The 18,264-nt window shown below is 45.1% G+C and carries 15 protein-coding genes; all 15 read left to right on the top strand.

Annotation, left to right across the window (positions count from 1 at the left end):
• Positions 1 to 186 precede the first annotated feature (186 nt).
• The gene (locus tag T359_RS0103715) at positions 187 to 3,003 is read left to right on the top strand and encodes a YfhO family protein (protein WP_026516310.1); all 2,817 of its coding nucleotides are present in this window, start codon (positions 187 to 189) and stop codon (positions 3,001 to 3,003) included.
• Positions 2,996 to 4,657: a hypothetical protein gene (locus T359_RS0103710; protein WP_026516309.1), complete on the top strand. Its 1,662-nt coding sequence runs from the start codon at positions 2,996 to 2,998 to the stop codon at positions 4,655 to 4,657. Before T359_RS0103715 ends, T359_RS0103710 begins: the two co-directional genes overlap by 8 nt.
• 44 nt (positions 4,658 to 4,701) lie before the next feature.
• Entirely contained in the window at positions 4,702 to 5,808 is a 1,107-nt protein-coding gene (locus T359_RS0103705; protein ID WP_155839982.1) for a hypothetical protein, read from the top strand.
• 112 nt (positions 5,809 to 5,920) lie between these two features.
• The gene (gene truA, locus T359_RS0103700; protein WP_026516307.1) at positions 5,921 to 6,661 is read left to right on the top strand and encodes a tRNA pseudouridine(38-40) synthase TruA; all 741 of its coding nucleotides are present in this window, start codon (positions 5,921 to 5,923) and stop codon (positions 6,659 to 6,661) included.
• 24 nt (positions 6,662 to 6,685) lie between these two features.
• Positions 6,686 to 8,281, top strand: coding sequence for a DUF5722 domain-containing protein (locus T359_RS0103695; RefSeq protein WP_026516306.1), 1,596 nt, complete (start codon positions 6,686 to 6,688; stop codon positions 8,279 to 8,281).
• A gap of 14 nt (positions 8,282 to 8,295) precedes the next feature.
• Positions 8,296 to 10,098, top strand: a complete 1,803-nt coding sequence (locus T359_RS0103690; protein ID WP_026516305.1) for an ArnT family glycosyltransferase — start codon at positions 8,296 to 8,298, stop codon at positions 10,096 to 10,098.
• 135 nt (positions 10,099 to 10,233) lie between these two features.
• Positions 10,234 to 10,914, top strand: a complete 681-nt coding sequence (locus T359_RS0103685; RefSeq protein WP_026516304.1) for a hypothetical protein — start codon at positions 10,234 to 10,236, stop codon at positions 10,912 to 10,914.
• A 161-nt stretch (positions 10,915 to 11,075) separates the two neighbouring features.
• Positions 11,076 to 12,086 carry a polysaccharide deacetylase family protein gene (locus T359_RS0103680; protein WP_026516303.1) on the top strand — a complete coding sequence of 337 codons (1,011 nt, stop codon included), beginning with the start codon at positions 11,076 to 11,078 and terminating at the stop codon, positions 12,084 to 12,086.
• Between the two features lie 29 nt (positions 12,087 to 12,115).
• Positions 12,116 to 13,042: a polymer-forming cytoskeletal protein gene (locus tag T359_RS0103675; protein WP_026516302.1), complete on the top strand. Its 927-nt coding sequence runs from the start codon at positions 12,116 to 12,118 to the stop codon at positions 13,040 to 13,042.
• A 21-nt stretch (positions 13,043 to 13,063) separates the two neighbouring features.
• A complete protein-coding gene (pyrH, locus tag T359_RS0103670) occupies positions 13,064 to 13,759 on the top strand; it encodes a UMP kinase (RefSeq protein ID WP_026516301.1) in 696 nt (231 codons plus the stop codon).
• A 20-nt stretch (positions 13,760 to 13,779) separates the two neighbouring features.
• On the top strand, positions 13,780 to 14,331 hold the full coding sequence (frr, locus tag T359_RS0103665) for a ribosome recycling factor (RefSeq protein WP_026516300.1): 552 nt from the start codon (positions 13,780 to 13,782) through the stop codon (positions 14,329 to 14,331).
• Between the two features lie 23 nt (positions 14,332 to 14,354).
• The gene (locus T359_RS0103660) at positions 14,355 to 15,071 is read left to right on the top strand and encodes an isoprenyl transferase (RefSeq protein ID WP_051545011.1); all 717 of its coding nucleotides are present in this window, start codon (positions 14,355 to 14,357) and stop codon (positions 15,069 to 15,071) included.
• A gap of 21 nt (positions 15,072 to 15,092) precedes the next feature.
• Positions 15,093 to 15,917, top strand: a complete 825-nt coding sequence (locus tag T359_RS0103655; RefSeq protein ID WP_026516298.1) for a phosphatidate cytidylyltransferase — start codon at positions 15,093 to 15,095, stop codon at positions 15,915 to 15,917.
• 108 nt (positions 15,918 to 16,025) lie between these two features.
• The gene (locus T359_RS0103650) at positions 16,026 to 17,165 is read left to right on the top strand and encodes a 1-deoxy-D-xylulose-5-phosphate reductoisomerase (RefSeq protein ID WP_026516297.1); all 1,140 of its coding nucleotides are present in this window, start codon (positions 16,026 to 16,028) and stop codon (positions 17,163 to 17,165) included.
• 16 nt (positions 17,166 to 17,181) lie between these two features.
• Positions 17,182 to 18,234, top strand: coding sequence for an RIP metalloprotease RseP (rseP, locus tag T359_RS0103645; RefSeq protein WP_026516296.1), 1,053 nt, complete (start codon positions 17,182 to 17,184; stop codon positions 18,232 to 18,234).
• Positions 18,235 to 18,264 lie beyond the last annotated feature (30 nt).

Here is an 18,264-nt window from a genome sequence, read left to right as displayed (position 1 = left end):
CCTCCAAAAGACGGCTGATTATTTGTTTGTTTTTTGCCGTTCTACCCTATATACAAACGGCTGATAAAAAATGTTGCAGGTAAGATAAATTTTTTTCAAAAAATTTTTTTAGAAACTTATGGTATACTATCAATGTGCGTTTTTATGCGCTTTTTAAGATTATTAGATTTTGGGAGAGTAGTTTAAGTGAATAAGAAAAATGTTTTTGACAGTCCTGTAAAAGCGGCTGTCTTTTATGGTGCGTATACGGCAATCTTTGCAGGGATGATCTACGCGGTTTTCTATTATTTCTTTGCTAACAATGTCAGCTTCATCAATTCAGCCGATGCCTTCAGACAGCATATCAAGGCCCTTGCCTATTATGCCAAGTGGATGAGGGGCGTGATCTACCACGTTTTAAAGGACCACAGCCTGAATATCCAGACTTTTTCCTTCGGAATGGGCTATGGAACTGATATCTATCCGACCCTGCAGTATTATGCCATCGGCGATATTCTGAACCTGCCGGCTATTTTTGTTCCAAACGAGTATATCTACATATATTTTCAGGTGGCCATGATGGTGAGGCCCTTCATCGCCGGTATTACCTTTTCGGCTCTGTGCTTTTACTTAAGGCCGAAGGCATCCAAGATCGGCGTAATGACGGGAATGTTTACCTACGGCTTTTGTACCTTCTTTTTGTTTTTGGGTATCTGGCATCCCTATTTCGCCAATCCACTTATCTACATGCCTCTGGTCATCATCGGAGCAGAGAAGATCATCAGGGAAAATAAGTCCGTATTCTTTGCGGTTTCGATTTTCCTTGCGGGAAGCAATAATTTCTTTTTCTTCTATATGATTGTGCTCCTGACAATTGTGTATGTCATTGTCAGAGCGGCCTTTACTTACGGGCTGCAGTGGAAGAAGTGGGGAGAACTTATAGTTAAGTTCTTTACTGCGGGAATCATAGGAAGCCTTATGGCCATGGTGATCCTTCTTCCTGTTATTTTCGCATTTCCGGCCAATCCCAGAACCAACACGGGAATCAGCTTTTCGCTTTTCTATGGAAAAGAGTACTACGAGCAGCTTGTTAGGAATTTCTATTCCTTTGTATATCATGGTTTTTATGACACCCAGATAGGCTTCCACGGAATCATCCTTCTTGCAGTATTTATGCTTGTCATCAGGGTGATCACTCTTTTGATAAAAAAGATAAAAAAAGAAGAGTGTACAGGAGCAAAAGCAACTCTTCAGCTCTTTATAATGTTTGTGATACTGGTGCTTTTTGTGTGCATTCCTGCTGCAGGCTACGCCCTTACAGCCTTTGCCTATGTAATAAACAGATGGACCTTCGTGTTTGCCCTGTGCGCAGCCTTTATGCTGGTGGAGACCTGGGATGATCTCTTTTCTGAAAAATGGCCCCAGATGGCAGGTACAGTGGTGCTGGCAGTTCTCTTTTATCTGCTGGCAAGAGTGACCCATAACAGAGGCTACGACAGTGCCATGACCCAGCTGGGGATCATGGCTGCAGGTATAGCCGTGGTGCTGGTAATGGGACTTTTTAACAGTATTATCCGTAGCAGAGAGAGCCTGGTGCTCAGATTGTCCAGAGGTACAGCCCAGGTACTTATCATGGCCCTTTCCCTTTTTGGAATAGCTGTGAACGGTTACTACGGCTATTCTCCGGAGCAGGGAGATATGATCAAGGAGTATTTTGATGAGGTCACTACCGACAGCATGCATATCCTTCTTGAGAGCACCGAGGTTCAGGCGGTAAAAGAGGCCGTGGAGACCAAGGGAGAGGATCCGGGAAGTTTCTACAGATATACAGGAAGAGATCTGGTCTGGAATGCCTCACTGATAGAGGGCATATCCTCAACCCAGTTTTACTGGAGTCTGGCCAACGGAGTTGTTTCCGACTACTTCAAAGAAATGGGTAACAACGATCAGCAGAACTTTGCTTATTTTGCCCTTGATGACAGAGCTATCCTCAATACTCTGGCCGGTGTTCGTTATTATTCACTGAGATTTTACACGGATGAGGAAGTGAGATATGTGCCTTACCGCTTCATTCATCTTCATGACAGATACAATTTCGCGATTTTTGAAAATATGAATCCTCTTTCTCTGGGATATGCATATTACAACGTGATCCCTCAGAAGGATTACCGAGAGATGACGGCGGTGGAGAGGCAGGAGGCCCTGCTTTACGGAATAGTTCTGGATAAGGATGATACCTCATATCCCGAGGCTGAGATTTCCTACAGCTTCCAGTCTGTCCCTTTTGAGATTTCCGGAGAGGGAGATGTGAGCCTGGAGGATGGCAAGTGGACTGCCGAGGCGGGCTCTGCCATACATATTAAGTTTAAGGGCCTTGAGAACTGCGAGACCTATCTGTGGCTTGATGAGTTCTATGTGGATTCACCCAGCGACTATCCTCTTATGGATGTTCAGGCTATTTCACAGGAAAATGTGATAACCACCAAGCCTATCTGGTATAAGACTGAAAAGAATCAGTTTTACAGCGACTGGCATGACTATCTTCTGAACACGGGCTATGCAGAGCAGGCCAAGGATGAGATAGTGATACATTTCACCGAGAGAGGAATTTATACCTTTGATGATCTTAAGATCTACTGCCAGCCTCTTGTGAATTATGAGAATCAGGTCAGAGTCTTAAGTCAGGATATGCTTGAGAATATTGAGCTTAACAAGAATCCTATTTCCTATGCCACCAACAAGGTCACAGGAACCATAGATATGGAGGATAACGGCATTATGTGCCTTACTATTCCTTATTCCAAGGGATGGAAAGCCTATGTGGATGGCAAAAAGACTGAGCTTTCCAAGGCCAATACCATGTTTATGGCATTGAAGCTCCCTCAGGGAAGCCATGATATCAGACTTGAATATCACACCCCGGGGCTTTTAGCCGGATTTATCCTCAGTATTTTTGGACTGGTGCTGTTGGTAGTGCTGATCAGATCAGAGAAAAAGCAGAAGGTGGGCGAAAAAGATGCTTAAGAAATTAAAAAATGAAAAGCTTCAGGATACATTACTGTGGATATTCATGGTGATCGGAGGGCTGTTTACTCTTTTCCTGATCTACAAAAAAGACTTCTATATGGAAAACAGCGATATCGCATCGGACATGATCCTGGGCAAGCTCCTTAGTGCCGAAGGGGGCATCATGAGTCAGAACTGGTTTTACTCAACGGAGCTCCATGTTATCCATACCCAGCTGGTTTACAAGCTGTTGTTCCATATCTGGCCCGATAACTGGCTCATGGTAAGGCTTGTTGCGGCAGTGATCTTCCTTGTACTTATAGCAGCATCCTTTATGTTTATGGCTAAGGGGGCAGGGCTTTACAGAGAGGGCCTTTTTGCGGCAAGTATACTCACCTGGCCCTTCGGACAGTGGTATGTGAGAATTGTTACCTTTGGTCAGTCCTACGTGACCTATTTCATAATCGCATTCTTTTCCATGGGACTGTTCTTCAGAGCAGTAAAGCCTGTGGTGGATGCCATTTCTGATGATGAGGATAAAAAAGAGAATAAGGCTGTACTTATGGTGCTTCTGGGACTTCTTGCGGTGGTATCCTTTGCTGCGGGTCTTGGGGGAGTAAGACTTCTTATGATCTGCTATGCGCCTCTTTTTGCAGCCAGCCTTCTTGGTCTTTTGTATGCTCATTACTACATTTTCAAGAATAAGACAAAGTCAGGGAAAATTGCGGCAGCAGCCAACAGAGTGTTTGTTTCATCCCTGGTACCCTTTGTTTTTTCCTGCATAGGACTTTTTATAAACAGAAAGGTTCTCTGTAACAAGTATAATTTCCAGGATCAGTTCAGGGAGACCTGGAGAAACTTCTCATTTGATGCAATTGCAAATACACTGACTGATGCCTTTACCTTATTCGGATGGCATGCCAATGTTCATTTTGTCAGCTGGCAGGGAATAATAAACTGTCTTAATTTCATTCTGCTGGTTCTGCTGGTGGGAAGTATCATAAGAGTTTATAAGAGACTGTTCAGATACGGAGAAATGACTCAGCTGTTTTTGCTTTATGTGGGAACCCTTACTCTCATCACAACTGTGGTTTTATCCTGCAGTAACAAGTATTATTCCTACTACTGGCTTCCGGTTATACCATATTTCCTTTTGATTTTCGGAATTGAGTTCAAGTATGAGGAGTCCGGCTACATAAGGCATTATGAGCCTGTTATAGGGCTTTTTGTGGGGCTTTGCGTAGCTACAGCCAGCGTATCCGTTTATGCTGACCCCAATCCCGAGGATATCTATCAGGACTATGCCATTACAGATGCCATAGAGTGGATCAAGGATACGGACTACACCGACGGCTTTGCGCTTTTCTGGTCCAGTAACGTGATCATGGCTCTGACAGACGGCCGCATCGACATGCATACCGTAAAAGAGATCGATCATCTTGAGGATCTGGACAATGAGTATCAGTGGCTTCAGAATGCGGAGCATACAAGGTCTCTTCCTGAAGGAAGGTTCTTTGTTCTGGTCAGCGCCAGGGACTATGATCTTGGCAATCCCGGCAGCGCAGATATATTCAGACTTTCCGATCACCTTGTCTACGGAACCGACAGCGCCTATATCTACAGCTTTGAAAGCATGGAAGATTATCTGTATGCGGTGTCAAATGCTGAGTAAAATGTGAGTTTGATTTTTTAGCTCTTATATGTATAATACTATCCATGAAAAATTCATGGATAGTACAAAGTATCAATAATAAAAAAGCAGACAGGATTCCCTATTGGGGAGAGTTGTTTGGCCTTTCGGCGGTGGATGAGCTTCTGGAAAACGAAGATTTTCATCTCTACAGGTTTCAGAACGGTGAGTATGCCAAGAGCGTACTTATAAGTGACAGCGAGAAGTGGCTATGCCTGGCTCTTCGCTATTATCCGCTGGATCTTATAGCATTTTATTCCGCTACCGATGACTTTTTTGCTTTTATCGACGGAAGAAGAATTCGGGTTTCATACGGAAGTGATGAGGAAAATGAGCGCCTTGCCCTCAAGGAACTTTTTGGACCTTATGCCTATAGAGAAGGAAGACATACATATTTTTACCCGGATAAGAACCATAGGACAGGTAAGCCTCCTGTGTGGCTTTATGACCAGGAGTGTGTTCTGGCTTTTGAAAAACTGGGTTATGAGTCCCCTTTTAATGATAAATATCACAATGTTCTGGTGTCTCTTGAATATGATTACAGTCAGAAGGACAGCGAATATGGCCCCTGGAAGAAGGTGTACGAAGAATATGAAAAGGCCATGAAAAAGCTCCTTACTGCTGACTGGAGACAGCTTCGATATGACTGGGAAGTGGCAATGCTGGATGTTGAGTTCAAGGCCTATGACCCTGAGAGACAGCTGCGAATTGAGCTTAACAATCTCTCACGGCCTGACAATGCATTTAAGGCTCTTAACAGCATGGTTCTGGATGATGAGTCTGTTAAGCTGATAGCGGCGGCTGTAAGAAAGGGACAGATAGATAATTTTGATAGGATCTTTGATCTGAAGGCCTATACAGATCCCTTCTATGTATGCAACTGCATCAGGATGCTGGAGATGCTGGAGCAGCCCAGAAACATGATGGGAATTCCTTTTTTGTTTGACTGCCTGGGTGACATAACAGAGCCCTATTACGACATGGCCACGGATCTTCTGGTTACATTTCATGATGACGTGCTCATATCAGTGCTGGAAAGTCAGTTTAAAAGCGCCATCGAGGCGGAGGATGTTCTGAAAGTTGCAGGTCTTATGGCTTTTTCGGAGAGAATACACTACAAACTTGTAGGATAAGCTGTTCTTTTTGGGTTACATATACGTTATAATGGTATGGATACACTTGTTTTGTGTGTCCATACTTTTTTTATTGTTTCGAAAATACAAATACAGGCTGAGAGATGTGAAAATGCGAAATTACAAATTTATTATAAGCTATGACGGAACCAGGTTTTACGGATGGGAGAGGCAGCCCGGCAAGGACATGACCATTCAGGGCAAGCTTGAAGAGGTCCTTAAGAAAATGACAGGAACCCAGGATATCAACCTTATAGGCGCCGGAAGAACAGACGCAGGGGTCCATGCCAGAGCCATGACTGCCAACTGTGTCCTTGATACCAATATGACTGAAGGGGAGATTCAGGAATATATGAACAGGTATCTGCCGGAGGACATCAGTGTAAATGAGGTGAGGGCCTGCTCAGACAGATTCCACTCCAGATACAATGCCATTGGCAAGACATACCGCTATACCTGCTGGTATGGGGCATCCAAGCCTGTTTTTGACAGAAAATATGTGACAGTGATCGATAAGAAGCCGGACGCGGAAAAGATGAGAGAGGCTGCCAAGGCTCTTATAGGAACCCACGATTTCAAGAGTTTTTGCGGCAATTCCAAGATGAAAAAGTCCACCGTCAGATGCGTGGACAATATCAAGATTGAAGAGAGCGGCAATTATATCAGGTTCTATTTTCACGGAAACGGCTTCCTTCAGAATATGGTGAGGATCCTGACGGGGACTCTTCTGGAGGTGGGATACGGCAATATTCCCCCGGAGGAGATGAAGGATATACTGGAAGCCTGTGACAGACAGAGGTCAGGACCTACAGCAAGGCCTGAGGGACTTTGTCTTATGAAGGTAGATTATTGATCATACAATTTATGAGGGGTTGATATGACAAGAAAGAATATTCTGCTGCTGGCCTTTTTATGCGCATTTTTACTGTGTCCCATTAAGGCCAAGGCTTCGGGAACCGGGGCTGTTGCCATAGGCTCGGCCACCATAACCGGAGAAAAAGTGAATGTTACGGTATCTGCATCGGACCTTCCGGACAGCGATGACGGGAAGTTTTACCTTTTTGCGGAAAAGGTATATCAGACAGGCCCGGCAGGTGCGCCTGTTGCTTCGCTTCCCATGGGAACCTATGGGACTTTTTCTGTTTCTCTTGAGAGGAAAACTGTTTCCTGCCACCTCTATGACAAGTTTCAGGTGGCGGTGCTTCAGGGGGGCGTATTTGTCCCTGTGACCGGCAGCAGATATATAACCAATCCGGAGGTCCTTTGCGGTTATTCTCCCCAGAGGAAAAGTAACGGCAAAAAGGGACTTATCCTGGACGGAGCCAAGATAGGCAACGGTAATACCGAGGCTCCATCACTTGGAGTTCAGCAGGCTGCTTACAATATCAACCTTGAGGATGTTATCGGCGGAAACGGCGGTGTCATCTATGAATACAACGGCAAGGTGTATCACTACGATTCATCTTACCTCAGCCAGTATGACCACTGCGCCAGAACCTGCACCGAGCAGGGGATGGGTGTTACCATGGTGCTCCTTAACCCCTACAAGCCCGGGCAGGAGTTTATGATCTCACCATATTCAAGGCCCGGTATGGGCAAGGCTAACTATTATATGATGAACACCTCAGAGGATCAGGGCCTTGAGAACCTTGAGGCTGTGGTTTCTTATCTTGCCTACAGATATAACGGACAGAATGGTTTCGGACAGGTGGACAACTGGGTTATCGGAAATGAGATCAACGCCAAGAACGCCTGGAATCACACCGATGTATCGGACCTTATGACCTATGCTCAGCTCTATGCCGATGAGCTCAGGGTTTGTTACACTGCCATCAAGACCAGAAATGCCAATGCCAACGTATGCTGCAGCATAGATCAGAACTGGACTCATATACAAAACGCATCCTACTTTTCAGCCAGGAGCTTTCTGGAAGCCCTGAACGCCTGCATATGCGCTCAGGGTAACTTTGACTGGGCCCTGGCCCAGCACCCTTATAACTATCCTCTGACCTGGACCAGCTTTTGGACTCCCAAGGATTCGGAGGCGGCATCAATGATCAGGCATGATATCTCATCTCCCTATATTTCCATGGAGAACATTGAGCAGCTGACGGATTACATGTGCCAGAGCGGCATGAGGAATACCAAGGGGGCAGTGCGTCCTATACTTCTTACGGAGGTGGGCTATTCATCCACTCAGGGAGAGGAGGCTCAGGCGGCAGCCATTGTTTATGCATATCAAAGAGCCGCTACCAATCAATATATAAATATGATAGTATTTAATCGTCAGACAGACTCTGCAGATGAGGTTGCAGGCGGTCTTTCAGTGGGACTTACAAGGCAGGACGGCTCCAGAAAGCTGGCATTTGAGTTTTACCAGCAGATGAACGGACCGGCTGCGGATTCATATATACAAAGAGCAGCTTCCTACATGGGGATAGGTGACTGGGCAGCTGCCATGAACGCCAGATAGTGGGGATTACAGGAATGAGAATTATAGATTATTACAACTATATAGCTACGGCTGTCTGCATCGGTATCGGTGCGGCAGCCGTTGTTATTTTCAGTAAGAGCGGTAATGCCCGGGGCAGGAAAAAGGAGTCCTATTCCTGGGAGAACGGCATTATCTACCTTCTTCTGGCTGTAATAGTCCTTGTAGCATCTTTTCTTCGACTTTACAAACTGGGGGAGATTCCCCTGGGACTTCAGCAGGATGAGGCTTCAATAGGCTATGAAGCCTACGCCCTTGCCAGGTACGGCATAGACAGGAACGGATATCCATATCCTGTTTATCCCATAACCTTTGGCTGCGGAGGCGGAAGTCCTCTTCTTATCTACGTCAACATGTTTGCCACAAAACTTTTCGGAACCGGAGTATACGGACTTAGGCTGATTCCGGCTGTCTGTGGTATTCTCACGGTTGTTCTTTTTTTCTTTAGCCTCAGAGAGGGCTTCAGACACGGAAAATACGATACTTCCAGAAATACCATAGCCCTGTGCGGAGCAGCATTCCTGGCGGTGTGCCCCTGGCATGTGATCCTTTCCAGATGGAGCCTTGACAGCAACATTATGCCCTTTGTGCTCTGTCTTGCAACCCTGCTGTTTATGATCGCTGTGAGAAAGCACAGTACAGTGATGTATGCCCTCAGTGCCGCGGTCTATGCGGTTTGCATGTATACCTACGGCTCAGCCACAATAGTGATTCCGCTGACTTTACTTTTTGCCCTTGTTTATTGCCTTAAAAAGCGTGCCATCACAGTGGGGCAGCTCCTGATATCCGGGGCTGTGTTCCTTGTGATCTTCATGCCGCTTCTTGTGTTTTATGGAGTCAATTATCTGGGGCTTCCTGAGATACACACAGGATTTTTTACTGTTAACAGGTTTACCGCTTCCAGAACCGGCGAGGTGTTTTTGAAATTTGACGGCACATTGCCGGCCCAGCTTTTTAATAACATCAAGTCATTCATAAGTATCGTGACCTTTGGGGATGATTCGGATATGCTCTGTCACTTCATTCCGGGGTATTCGACTCTTTTTGAGTTCACCTTCCCCATTACTTTTCTTGGAGTGGTGGTTTCTTTCAAGGAGGTTTTTCAGGGCTTTAACTCAGTCACAAGAAGGGATAACAGCTATGAGCGCACCATGAACCTGGGACAGACCTCAGAGGATGACAGCAGGACAATCAATGTCATCTGGAACTCCACGCTGGCAGCATGCATTATCTTATCCCTTTTGATAACTGCTGATATCAGCAGGATGGTTATGATCTTCCTTCCCCTTTTGTTTTTCTTTGTGAAGGGCCTTGCCTTTGTGTCGGAACAGTCGCAAAAGCTGGCTTCTGCAGTGCTTATTCTGGTGATGATAGCTTCCTGCGCTTTTGTACGAGACTATTTCAGACTTTACAATGACAACACAGAGAGCATTTTCATGCCCACTTACGGCGAGGCGATTAAAAGAGCCTATGAAATAGCGGGGGATGATCACCCTGTATATTCTACATATGAGGGATTGTCTGCTCCTTACATGATCGCCCTCTATTACACCCAGTATGATCCTGCAAAATTCGCTGAGACAGTGGTCTACAGGGAGCCTGATGCGGAATTCCGGATAGCGGAGTCCTTCGGGAACTTTACTTTCGCGGATCTGCCGGAGAATATCCTGGAAAAGCAGTATTTTGACACTGTTTTCGTGGTGGCTGATTCGGAGCTCTCTGTTTTTAAGGGGAAGGACAATTATGTGGTTGAAAACAGGGGCAAATACTCGGTTGTATATCCCGCTGATTTGGAGTAAAAAATAAACAAAATTTTATAAAGTTTATAACTTGGTAATAATGCTAAAATATGCATAAAATCTAGGTTTGGCACCTATATTTATGTCCTGGAATCAGACATAATATATATATAAATTCTTTTGTTGGAGGTGCCTATGAAGAAACGGATTTTTTCTAATTTAGCAGCTATGGGGATAGCTCTTTTTTTTACGTTTGCAGTAAATCCAGCACCTCTTGATTCTTCTGTTGCTGTCGCAGCAGACCCATCAGCCCAGGGTATCAAAATTGAAAGTGAGTACACAATTCCCGATGATATGGGATGGTGCACTTATTATGTGCTTATAGCAACCAACAACACCGGTAAGGACGTTACGGTAAGTGCGGATTTTACCTCCTTTGACAAGGGTGGCAAGGCCCTGAACAAGGTAAATGATTACGCCGAGGCAGTTAAGAAGGGCCAGCAATTCATTCTTTACGGACAGTTTGTGAACAGCAAGAATCCCGGAATGGCCAGCTGCAAATATGCTCTTACGGTTAAAGAGACCGAGAACTGCACATATTCATCTGTTAATCTGGATGCTGCCAAAAAAGGAACCTGCCTTGAAGTGAGTGCAACGAATTATTCCGAAAAGGATATTCAGGGTGTAGGAGTAAGGACAGTTTTTCTCAAAAATGGCAAAGCGGTTGCTTTTGACACCGTAAACATCGCAGATTCAGGTTATACCTTCCACGGAGGAAGCACCAATTCACAGGCCATGGGAGTTACAGCCGGGGATTATGATGAGTACATTATGACCTATACCTCAGCAGGCAATCTGATGGCAGGGAATTTTTGATAGCTTATGTTATAGATAAATCCATAAATGAGAGCATTTGGCCTCGGGTAGTATTTACACTACCCGAGGTTTCTTTATAAAAGCCCTTTGAGTGTTGCCGAATCTATGCTATACTATCATTTGGTTACATATAATTATTTAGAAAAGAGATTGTTATTTGAATGGCATCAGCTTCGGGGGGCAGTAAAAAGAAAGAATACAGTAGCAGGATCAAAAAACTGCGCAGGCTGATAATTATTGTTGTGGTATTATCCTGTCTGATTCCTACTTTTATTTGCCTTGTGCTGTCCGTTCGTTTTGACAGACTCAGGACAGAGTACGAACAGGTTAGTGCCGATCTTGAGTGGTACAGAAACCGTTACGGCTCGGAGATGGATATTTTATCTTCCGATGCTTCGCAGAATATCTCCGTTACTCCGGAAACAGTTTTTTCAGAACCGGAGGCTGTAGTGGCAGAGACCAGAGAACCTACTTCCTCAGCGGAGGATTTTGAGGAGGACATAGCTGTTGTGGATATGAGCGGTGCTCAGAATCCTGAGGATATCGAGGGTACCAGATATGTATATCTTACCTTTGACGACGGTCCCAGTTCATCCACTGATGAGATACTTGATATTCTTGCTCAGTATGACGTGAAGGCCACATTTTTCGTGGTTGGCAAGCCTGATTCCAGATATACCGATGTGTACAAGAGGATTGTTGACGAGGGTCACACCCTGGGAATGCATTCCTACAGCCACAAGTATAGCAGCCTGTATGAATCCTTGGATTCCTTCAGAGCTGATCTTGATAAATTACGAGTGTTTCTTTACGAAACAACAGGGGTCTGGTCCAGATATTACAGATTCCCGGGAGGAAGTTCTAATTCTGTCAGCAAGGCCGATATGGCAGAACTTGCGACTTATCTTGAGGGGCAGGAAGTCACATTTTTTGACTGGAATATCTCAGCCGGAGATGACAAATCCGGTGCCAATAAGGATACAATTTACAATAATATCGTGAATAATGTTCCCAGGTTCAAACATTGTATAGTCCTTATGCATGATTCCGCCGATAAGAAGAGTACGGTGGAGGCTCTGCCTGAGATCATAGAGGCCATACAGGCCATGGATGACACAGTGATAGTTCCGATAACCAATGATACGTTACCGGTTCAACATATCAAATATTAAGAAACTAGTAATGAATGGAGGATATGAAAATGGGATTTTTTTCAGAGCTCAAAAGTGACCTTTCTCAGGCTGTAAACACACTTATGCCTGAGGATACAGACGCTGAAACAACTAATCCTGAAGCTGAAAAAAGTGAGGGAGAAAAGGTCGAAGAGAAGACAGAGAAGGTAGACCTTGACACAATGCTTAACCGCCTTGATGATATCAAGCTTGAGGACATCAAGGGCGATGAACCTGTAGTACAGGAAGCGGTTTCAGAACCTGAACCCGAGCCTGTAGAGCCGGAGCCTGTATATGAGGCACCCAAAGCTGAGCCGGTTGAACCAAGAGTTGAGGTACAGACAACACCAGAATATAATGAGCCTGCTCCTAAGAGCGCTCTTGAGGCTATCAGCACAGGACATGTGGATGCTTATGCAGCACACACACCTGTAGCCAACGAAAATACATATAATTATGGGGGAAATGTAGCTATGGATTTTGAACAGCAGACACCTACTGATGAGACAGCTGTCATCACCGAAGGTATGGTTATCACAGGTGATTTACAGACAACAGGATCACTTGACCTTATTGGTAAGATTTCAGGAAATCTTAAGTGCCTTGGCAAGCTCAATGTAACAGGAGAGATCAACGGAGATTCAGATGCTGCTGAGATTTATGCTGAGTCAGCAAGAATCACCGGTGAAGTTAGATCAAGAGGCAGCGTTAAGGTTGGACAGAGCACTGTTATCGTAGGTAATATCTATGGCTCTTCTGCTGTTATCGCAGGTGCTGTTAAGGGTGATATCGATGTTCACGGACCTGTAGTTCTTGATACAACAGCCATCGTGATGGGCAATATCAAGTCTCAGTCTGTACAGATCAACAACGGCGCTGTTATCGAGGGTATGTGCTCTCAGGCTTATGCCGATGTTAACCCTTCAGAGTTCTTTGAAACACTTAAGAACAGATAAAAAATCATAATGGAGTGAACAATGAGAATTTTATTAAAGCTTAGCGGAGAGGCCCTGGCAGGCCCCAAAAAGACAGGCTTCGATGAGGAGACTGTCAGAAAGGTTGCGCTTCAGGTAAAACAGCTTGTTGATAACGGAACTCAGGTGGGTATCGTTATCGGTGGTGGCAATTTCTGGCGTGGACGTACCAGCGAGAATATTGACAGAACTAAGGCTGATCAGATTGGAATGCTTGCTACAATCATGAATTGCATCTATGTTTCCGAGATCTTCAGAAGTGAGGGTATGATGACCAACATACTTACTCCATTCGAGTGTGGTTCATTTACCAAGCTTTTTTCTAAGGACAGGGCTAACAAATATTTTGCCCACAACATGGTTGTGTTCTTTGCAGGCGGTACAGGACATCCTTATTTCTCAACAGACACCGGAGTTGTGCTTCGTGCCATTGAGGTAGAGGCTGATTATATCCTTCTTGCCAAGGCTGTGGACGGCGTATATGATTCAGATCCGGCCAAGAACCCTGATGCCAAGAGATATGATACAGTATCCATCGATGAGGTTATAGCCAATAATCTTCAGGTGGTTGATATGACTGCTTCAATCCTTGCAAGAGATAATAAGGTTCCCATGAGAGTATTTGCACTCCAGGAGGAAGGCAGCATTGTAAAGGCAGCTACAGGTGATTTCAACGGAACCACCGTAACCTGCGATTAATATATCAGGAGGAAAAATGTATGAACGAGAAAGTAAAAGCTTATAATGACAAAATGCAGAAGTCATTTGATTTCCTCAAAGAGGACCTTGCTTCTATCAGAGCAGGAAGAGCTAATCCTCACGTACTTGATAAGATAAAGGTAGATTATTACGGAACACCTACACCTATTCAGCAGGTTGGTAACGTTTCAGTTCCCGAGGCACGTATCATCCAGATCGCTCCCTGGGACAAGACTCTTATTAAGGATATCGAGAAGGCTATTATGGCTTCCGATCTCGGTATCACCCCCAGCAATGACGGATCAGTTATCAGACTTGTTTTCCCTGAGCTTACAGAGGAGCGCAGAAAACAGCTCACCAAGGATATTCGCAAGAAGGGTGAGGATGCCAAGGTTGCAGTCAGAAATGTAAGACGTGACGGCAATGATGCCTTCAAGAAGCTTAAGGGCTCAGATATTTCTGAGGACGAGATCAATGATCTTAACGATGAGCTTCAGAAGATCACTGACAAGTTCATCAAGGACATCGATGCAACTATCGAGGAAAAGAATAAGGAAATCATGACAGTCTGATCTATAGACTTAAGGATATGATTATGGAAGAAAATTTAAACATACCTGCACATGTGGCTATTATTTTGGACGGAAACGGAAGGTGGGCCAAGGAAAAGGGCATGCCCCGAAATTATGGCCATATGCAGGGAGCCAAGGCTGTTGAGGATATTCTGGTGGATGCCAGAGATCTTGGAATCAAGTACCTTACGGTCTACGCTTTTTCAACAGAGAACTGGTCAAGGCCTGAGGCAGAGGTATCTGCCCTAATGACGATTCTTCGGAATTATCTCAAGACCAGTATAAAGAAGTCCATGAAGAATAATGTCCGCTGTCGTGTCATTGGTGAGAGGTCAGCTCTTTCCGATGATATCAATGCAGCTATTACAGAGCTTGAGGAGGCCACTGCAGGAAACACAGGCCTTACCTTTACCATTGCCATCAATTACGGAGGCAGGGACGAGATCACAAGAGCTGTGAGAAGGGCTGCAAAAAAGGTTGAGAGCGGAGAGATTTCTGCTGACGATATTACAGAGGAGATGATAGCTCAGAATCTGGATACAAACTATATGCCTGATCCTGATCTTCTTATCAGAACCTGTAATGAGCAGAGGATTTCCAATTATCTTTTGTGGCAGTGCGCCTATACTGAGTTTTACTTTACTCCTGTGGCATGGCCTGATTTTAACAAGGATGAACTTGTTAAGGCTATTGAAGCCTATTCCGGTAGAACCAGGAAGTTCGGCGGACTTAAAACCTAAAAATAAGGCTGGTATAACAGATTGAAAACAAGAGTTATCAGTGGTGTTATAATAGCGATCGTGCTGGCTGCTGTGCTTATTCCCGGAGGATATATCCTCTCGGCGACACTTCTTGCGGTATCCTGTATCAGTTTTTTTGAACTGACCAGGGCTATCGGTGTTCATGAGCAGGGCAAAAGCGTCAATTCCATCGAGGTATGTGGATATATTTCAATTATTGTCCACTATATCCAGATGATGATTGTCAGAGATTACAGATACTACATCTTTTCTGTAATGTTCGCTTTCTTCCTGATAATGGTATGTTACGTGGTCAGCTTTCCGCGTTACACATCAGTTCAGGCCATGTCAGCATTCTTCTGCTTTTTATATGCACCTGTGAACATGTCCTTCGTATATTTGCTTAGAATCAGACCCTACGGCAGTTACCTTGCCTGGATTCCTTTTATCGCCTGGGTATGCGATACCTGCGCGTTCTTTGCGGGGAGAGCCTTCGGCAAGCACAAGCTTGTGCCTGTCCTTTCTCCCAAGAAGACAGTGGAGGGAGCCATCGGCGGTGTCCTGGGCAGCATGGCTGTTGGATGTATATTCGGATATCTTCTCTATACGAGAGAGATCCATAATGTCAGCGTCTTTTATGTAATGCTGATCATTACCTTTGTGGGCAGCATCATTTCTCAGCTGGGAGATCTTCTTGCTTCCGGAATCAAGAGAAATCATAACATCAAGGACTACGGCAAGCTTATTCCCGGTCATGGCGGAATAATGGACAGATTTGACAGTGTTATATTTGTTATACCATGTATCTATTTTCTTGCGGCGGTTCTGTTGCCGCTCATCAGTTAAAAAACACGGAGGATCCTCATTTGGGGATTCTCCTTTTTGTTTTTGAGGTATTATGGTATTATTTTCTAGTATATAATTTTGACAAAAATCCATTTTCAGGAGATATAAATGAGAAAGATAGTATTACTCGGTTCTACAGGATCCATAGGAACCCAGACCTTGGATGTGGTGCGAAATAACCCATCTGAGCTTACGGTTGTGGGCCTTGCAGCCAACACAAATTCCAAGATGGTTGAAGAACAGATAAGAGAGTTTCATCCTGTTTATGCCTGCATGTTTGATGAAAATGCGGCTAAGGACCTCAAGGAGAGGGTTAAGGACCTTGATGTTAAGGTATACAGCGGCATGGAGGGACTTTTAGAGCTTGTTAGTGTCCCTGAGGCAGATACAGTGCTCACCGCTGTAGTGGGCATGATCGGAATCAGACCCACCATCAGGGCCATTGAGGCAGGCAAAGATATAGCCCTTGCCAATAAGGAGACTTTGGTCTGTGCAGGTCATATCATTATGCCTCTTGCCAGGGAGAAGGGCGTATCTATCCTTCCTGTTGACAGTGAGCACAGCGCTATTTTCCAGTCTCTTAACGGAGAGCCCAAGGACAAGATTGAGAAGATCCTTCTCACAGCCAGCGGCGGCCCCTTCAGAGGCAAGAAGATCAGTGACCTTGAGAATATGACAGCGGCTGATGCTCTGAAGCACCCCAACTGGGATATGGGACCCAAGGTAACCATAGATTCTTCATCCCTTGTAAATAAGGGATTGGAAGTCATGGAAGCCAGATGGCTCTTTGATGTAGATCTTGATAATATTCAGGTTATGGTTCATCCCCAGAGCATTGTTCACAGTGCGGTTCAGTTCGTGGATGGCGCCGTAATCGCGCAGCTTGGAGTTCCTGATATGAAGCTGCCTATTCAGTATGCACTTTTTTATCCGGACAGAAGACCTATGAATGAAAAGAGACTTGATCTGTTCGAACTGGGAAGTCTGACCTTTGAGAAGCCTGATACCGACACCTTCAGGGGACTTAAGCTTGCCTTTGATGCTGCAAGGACCGGCGGCAGCATGCCTACCGTATTCAATGCAGCCAACGAGATGGCAGTTAAGAGCTTCTTAAAGGGAGATATCAGATATCTTCAGATTTATGACATGATAGAGAGTGCCATGGAGCACCACAAGACAGTGGAGAATCCTACAGTTGAGGAGATCCTTGCAGCTGAGGCACAGACCTACGAATACTTGGACAGATAAGGAGATAGGTTTTTAAATGGTAGTAAGTGTTCTTATATTTTTTATCATATTCGGAGTTCTGGTGGCCTCCCATGAGTTTGGACATTTCATTGTGGCCAAGACAGGCGGTATCAGAGTCAATGAGTTTTTCATCGGAATGGGTCCTACGATCTTCAAGAAGCAGAAGGGTGAGACACTTTACAGCCTGAAGCTCCTTCCCATAGGCGGAGCCTGTGTCTTTGACGGCATGGATCCCGTGGAGGAGGAAAAAGAGGGGCTGGATGAGCGCTCCTTCAGGAATGCTCCTGTATGGAGAAGGATTGCCACACTTTTTGCGGGGCCTTTTGCCAACTTCCTTATTGCATATATTCTTGCTGTGTTCCTTGTGAGCTTTTCAACCTGGGATTTTCCCGTTATCAGCAAGATGACTGAGGATTCGGCTGCAGCTGAAGCGGGTATGCAGGAGGGGGATAAGTTTATCTCCGTTGACGGTGAGAAGGTTTACATGGCCGGAGAGGTTACTCTTATTTCCCAGTTCGCAGAAGGAAGTCCCATGGAAATCGTATATGAGAGGGATGGTCAGAGATATACCACAACCCTTCTTCCCAAGTACAGTGAGCAGGACAAGAGATATTACATGGGAATCTACCTGGGTGAATATGAGCGTATCCAGGGACCGGAGGCCCTTAAGTATGCCTGGTACCAGGTTCGTTACTATTTTAAGACCACCTACAGAAGCCTGGCTCTTCTTGTTAAGGGCAGACTTTCAAAGGATGATGTGTCCGGACCTGTGGGAATGGTCAAGATGGTGGATGACACCTATGAGGAGGTTAAGCCCTACGGAATCTCTGCTGTTATCCTCACCATGCTTTCCCTTACAGTGCTTTTATCCGTTAACCTTGGAATCATGAACCTTTTGCCTATTCCCGCATTGGACGGAGGACGTCTTGTTTTCCAGTTTATCGAAGTGATATTCGGTAAGCCTGTTCCACCAGAGAAGGAAGGCTTCGTCCACATGATCGGCATGGTGGCCCTCATGGGACTTATGGTGTTTGTGCTGTTTAACGACATAACAAAATTTACCAGGTAATCGTATCAAGCGACGAGTTTGTTAAGGAGG

Source organism: Butyrivibrio sp. MC2021 (assembly GCF_000621605.1).
Taxonomy (GTDB): Bacteria; Bacillota; Clostridia; order Lachnospirales; family Lachnospiraceae; genus Butyrivibrio.
The sequence above is the reverse complement of the archived record's forward strand: the minus strand, read 5'-3'. Positions and strand labels throughout refer to the sequence as shown.

Excerpts from the sequence above, each read along its gene's own strand:
- T359_RS0103710 (WP_026516309.1), top strand. The coding sequence starts at position 2,996 with ATGCTTAAGAAATTAAAAAATGAAAAGCTTCAGGATACATTACTGTGG.
- T359_RS0103705 (WP_155839982.1), top strand. The coding sequence starts at position 4,702 with ATGAAAAATTCATGGATAGTACAAAGTATCAATAATAAAAAAGCAGAC.
- truA (WP_026516307.1), top strand. The coding sequence starts at position 5,921 with ATGCGAAATTACAAATTTATTATAAGCTATGACGGAACCAGGTTTTAC.
- T359_RS0103695 (WP_026516306.1), top strand. The coding sequence starts at position 6,686 with ATGACAAGAAAGAATATTCTGCTGCTGGCCTTTTTATGCGCATTTTTA.
- T359_RS0103690 (WP_026516305.1), top strand. The coding sequence starts at position 8,296 with ATGAGAATTATAGATTATTACAACTATATAGCTACGGCTGTCTGCATC.
- T359_RS0103685 (WP_026516304.1), top strand. The coding sequence starts at position 10,234 with ATGAAGAAACGGATTTTTTCTAATTTAGCAGCTATGGGGATAGCTCTT.
- T359_RS0103680 (WP_026516303.1), top strand. The coding sequence starts at position 11,076 with ATGGCATCAGCTTCGGGGGGCAGTAAAAAGAAAGAATACAGTAGCAGG.
- T359_RS0103675 (WP_026516302.1), top strand. The coding sequence starts at position 12,116 with ATGGGATTTTTTTCAGAGCTCAAAAGTGACCTTTCTCAGGCTGTAAAC.
- pyrH (WP_026516301.1), top strand. The coding sequence starts at position 13,064 with ATGAGAATTTTATTAAAGCTTAGCGGAGAGGCCCTGGCAGGCCCCAAA.
- frr (WP_026516300.1), top strand. The coding sequence starts at position 13,780 with ATGAACGAGAAAGTAAAAGCTTATAATGACAAAATGCAGAAGTCATTT.
- T359_RS0103660 (WP_051545011.1), top strand. The coding sequence starts at position 14,355 with ATGGAAGAAAATTTAAACATACCTGCACATGTGGCTATTATTTTGGAC.
- T359_RS0103650 (WP_026516297.1), top strand. The coding sequence starts at position 16,026 with ATGAGAAAGATAGTATTACTCGGTTCTACAGGATCCATAGGAACCCAG.
- rseP (WP_026516296.1), top strand. The coding sequence starts at position 17,182 with ATGGTAGTAAGTGTTCTTATATTTTTTATCATATTCGGAGTTCTGGTG.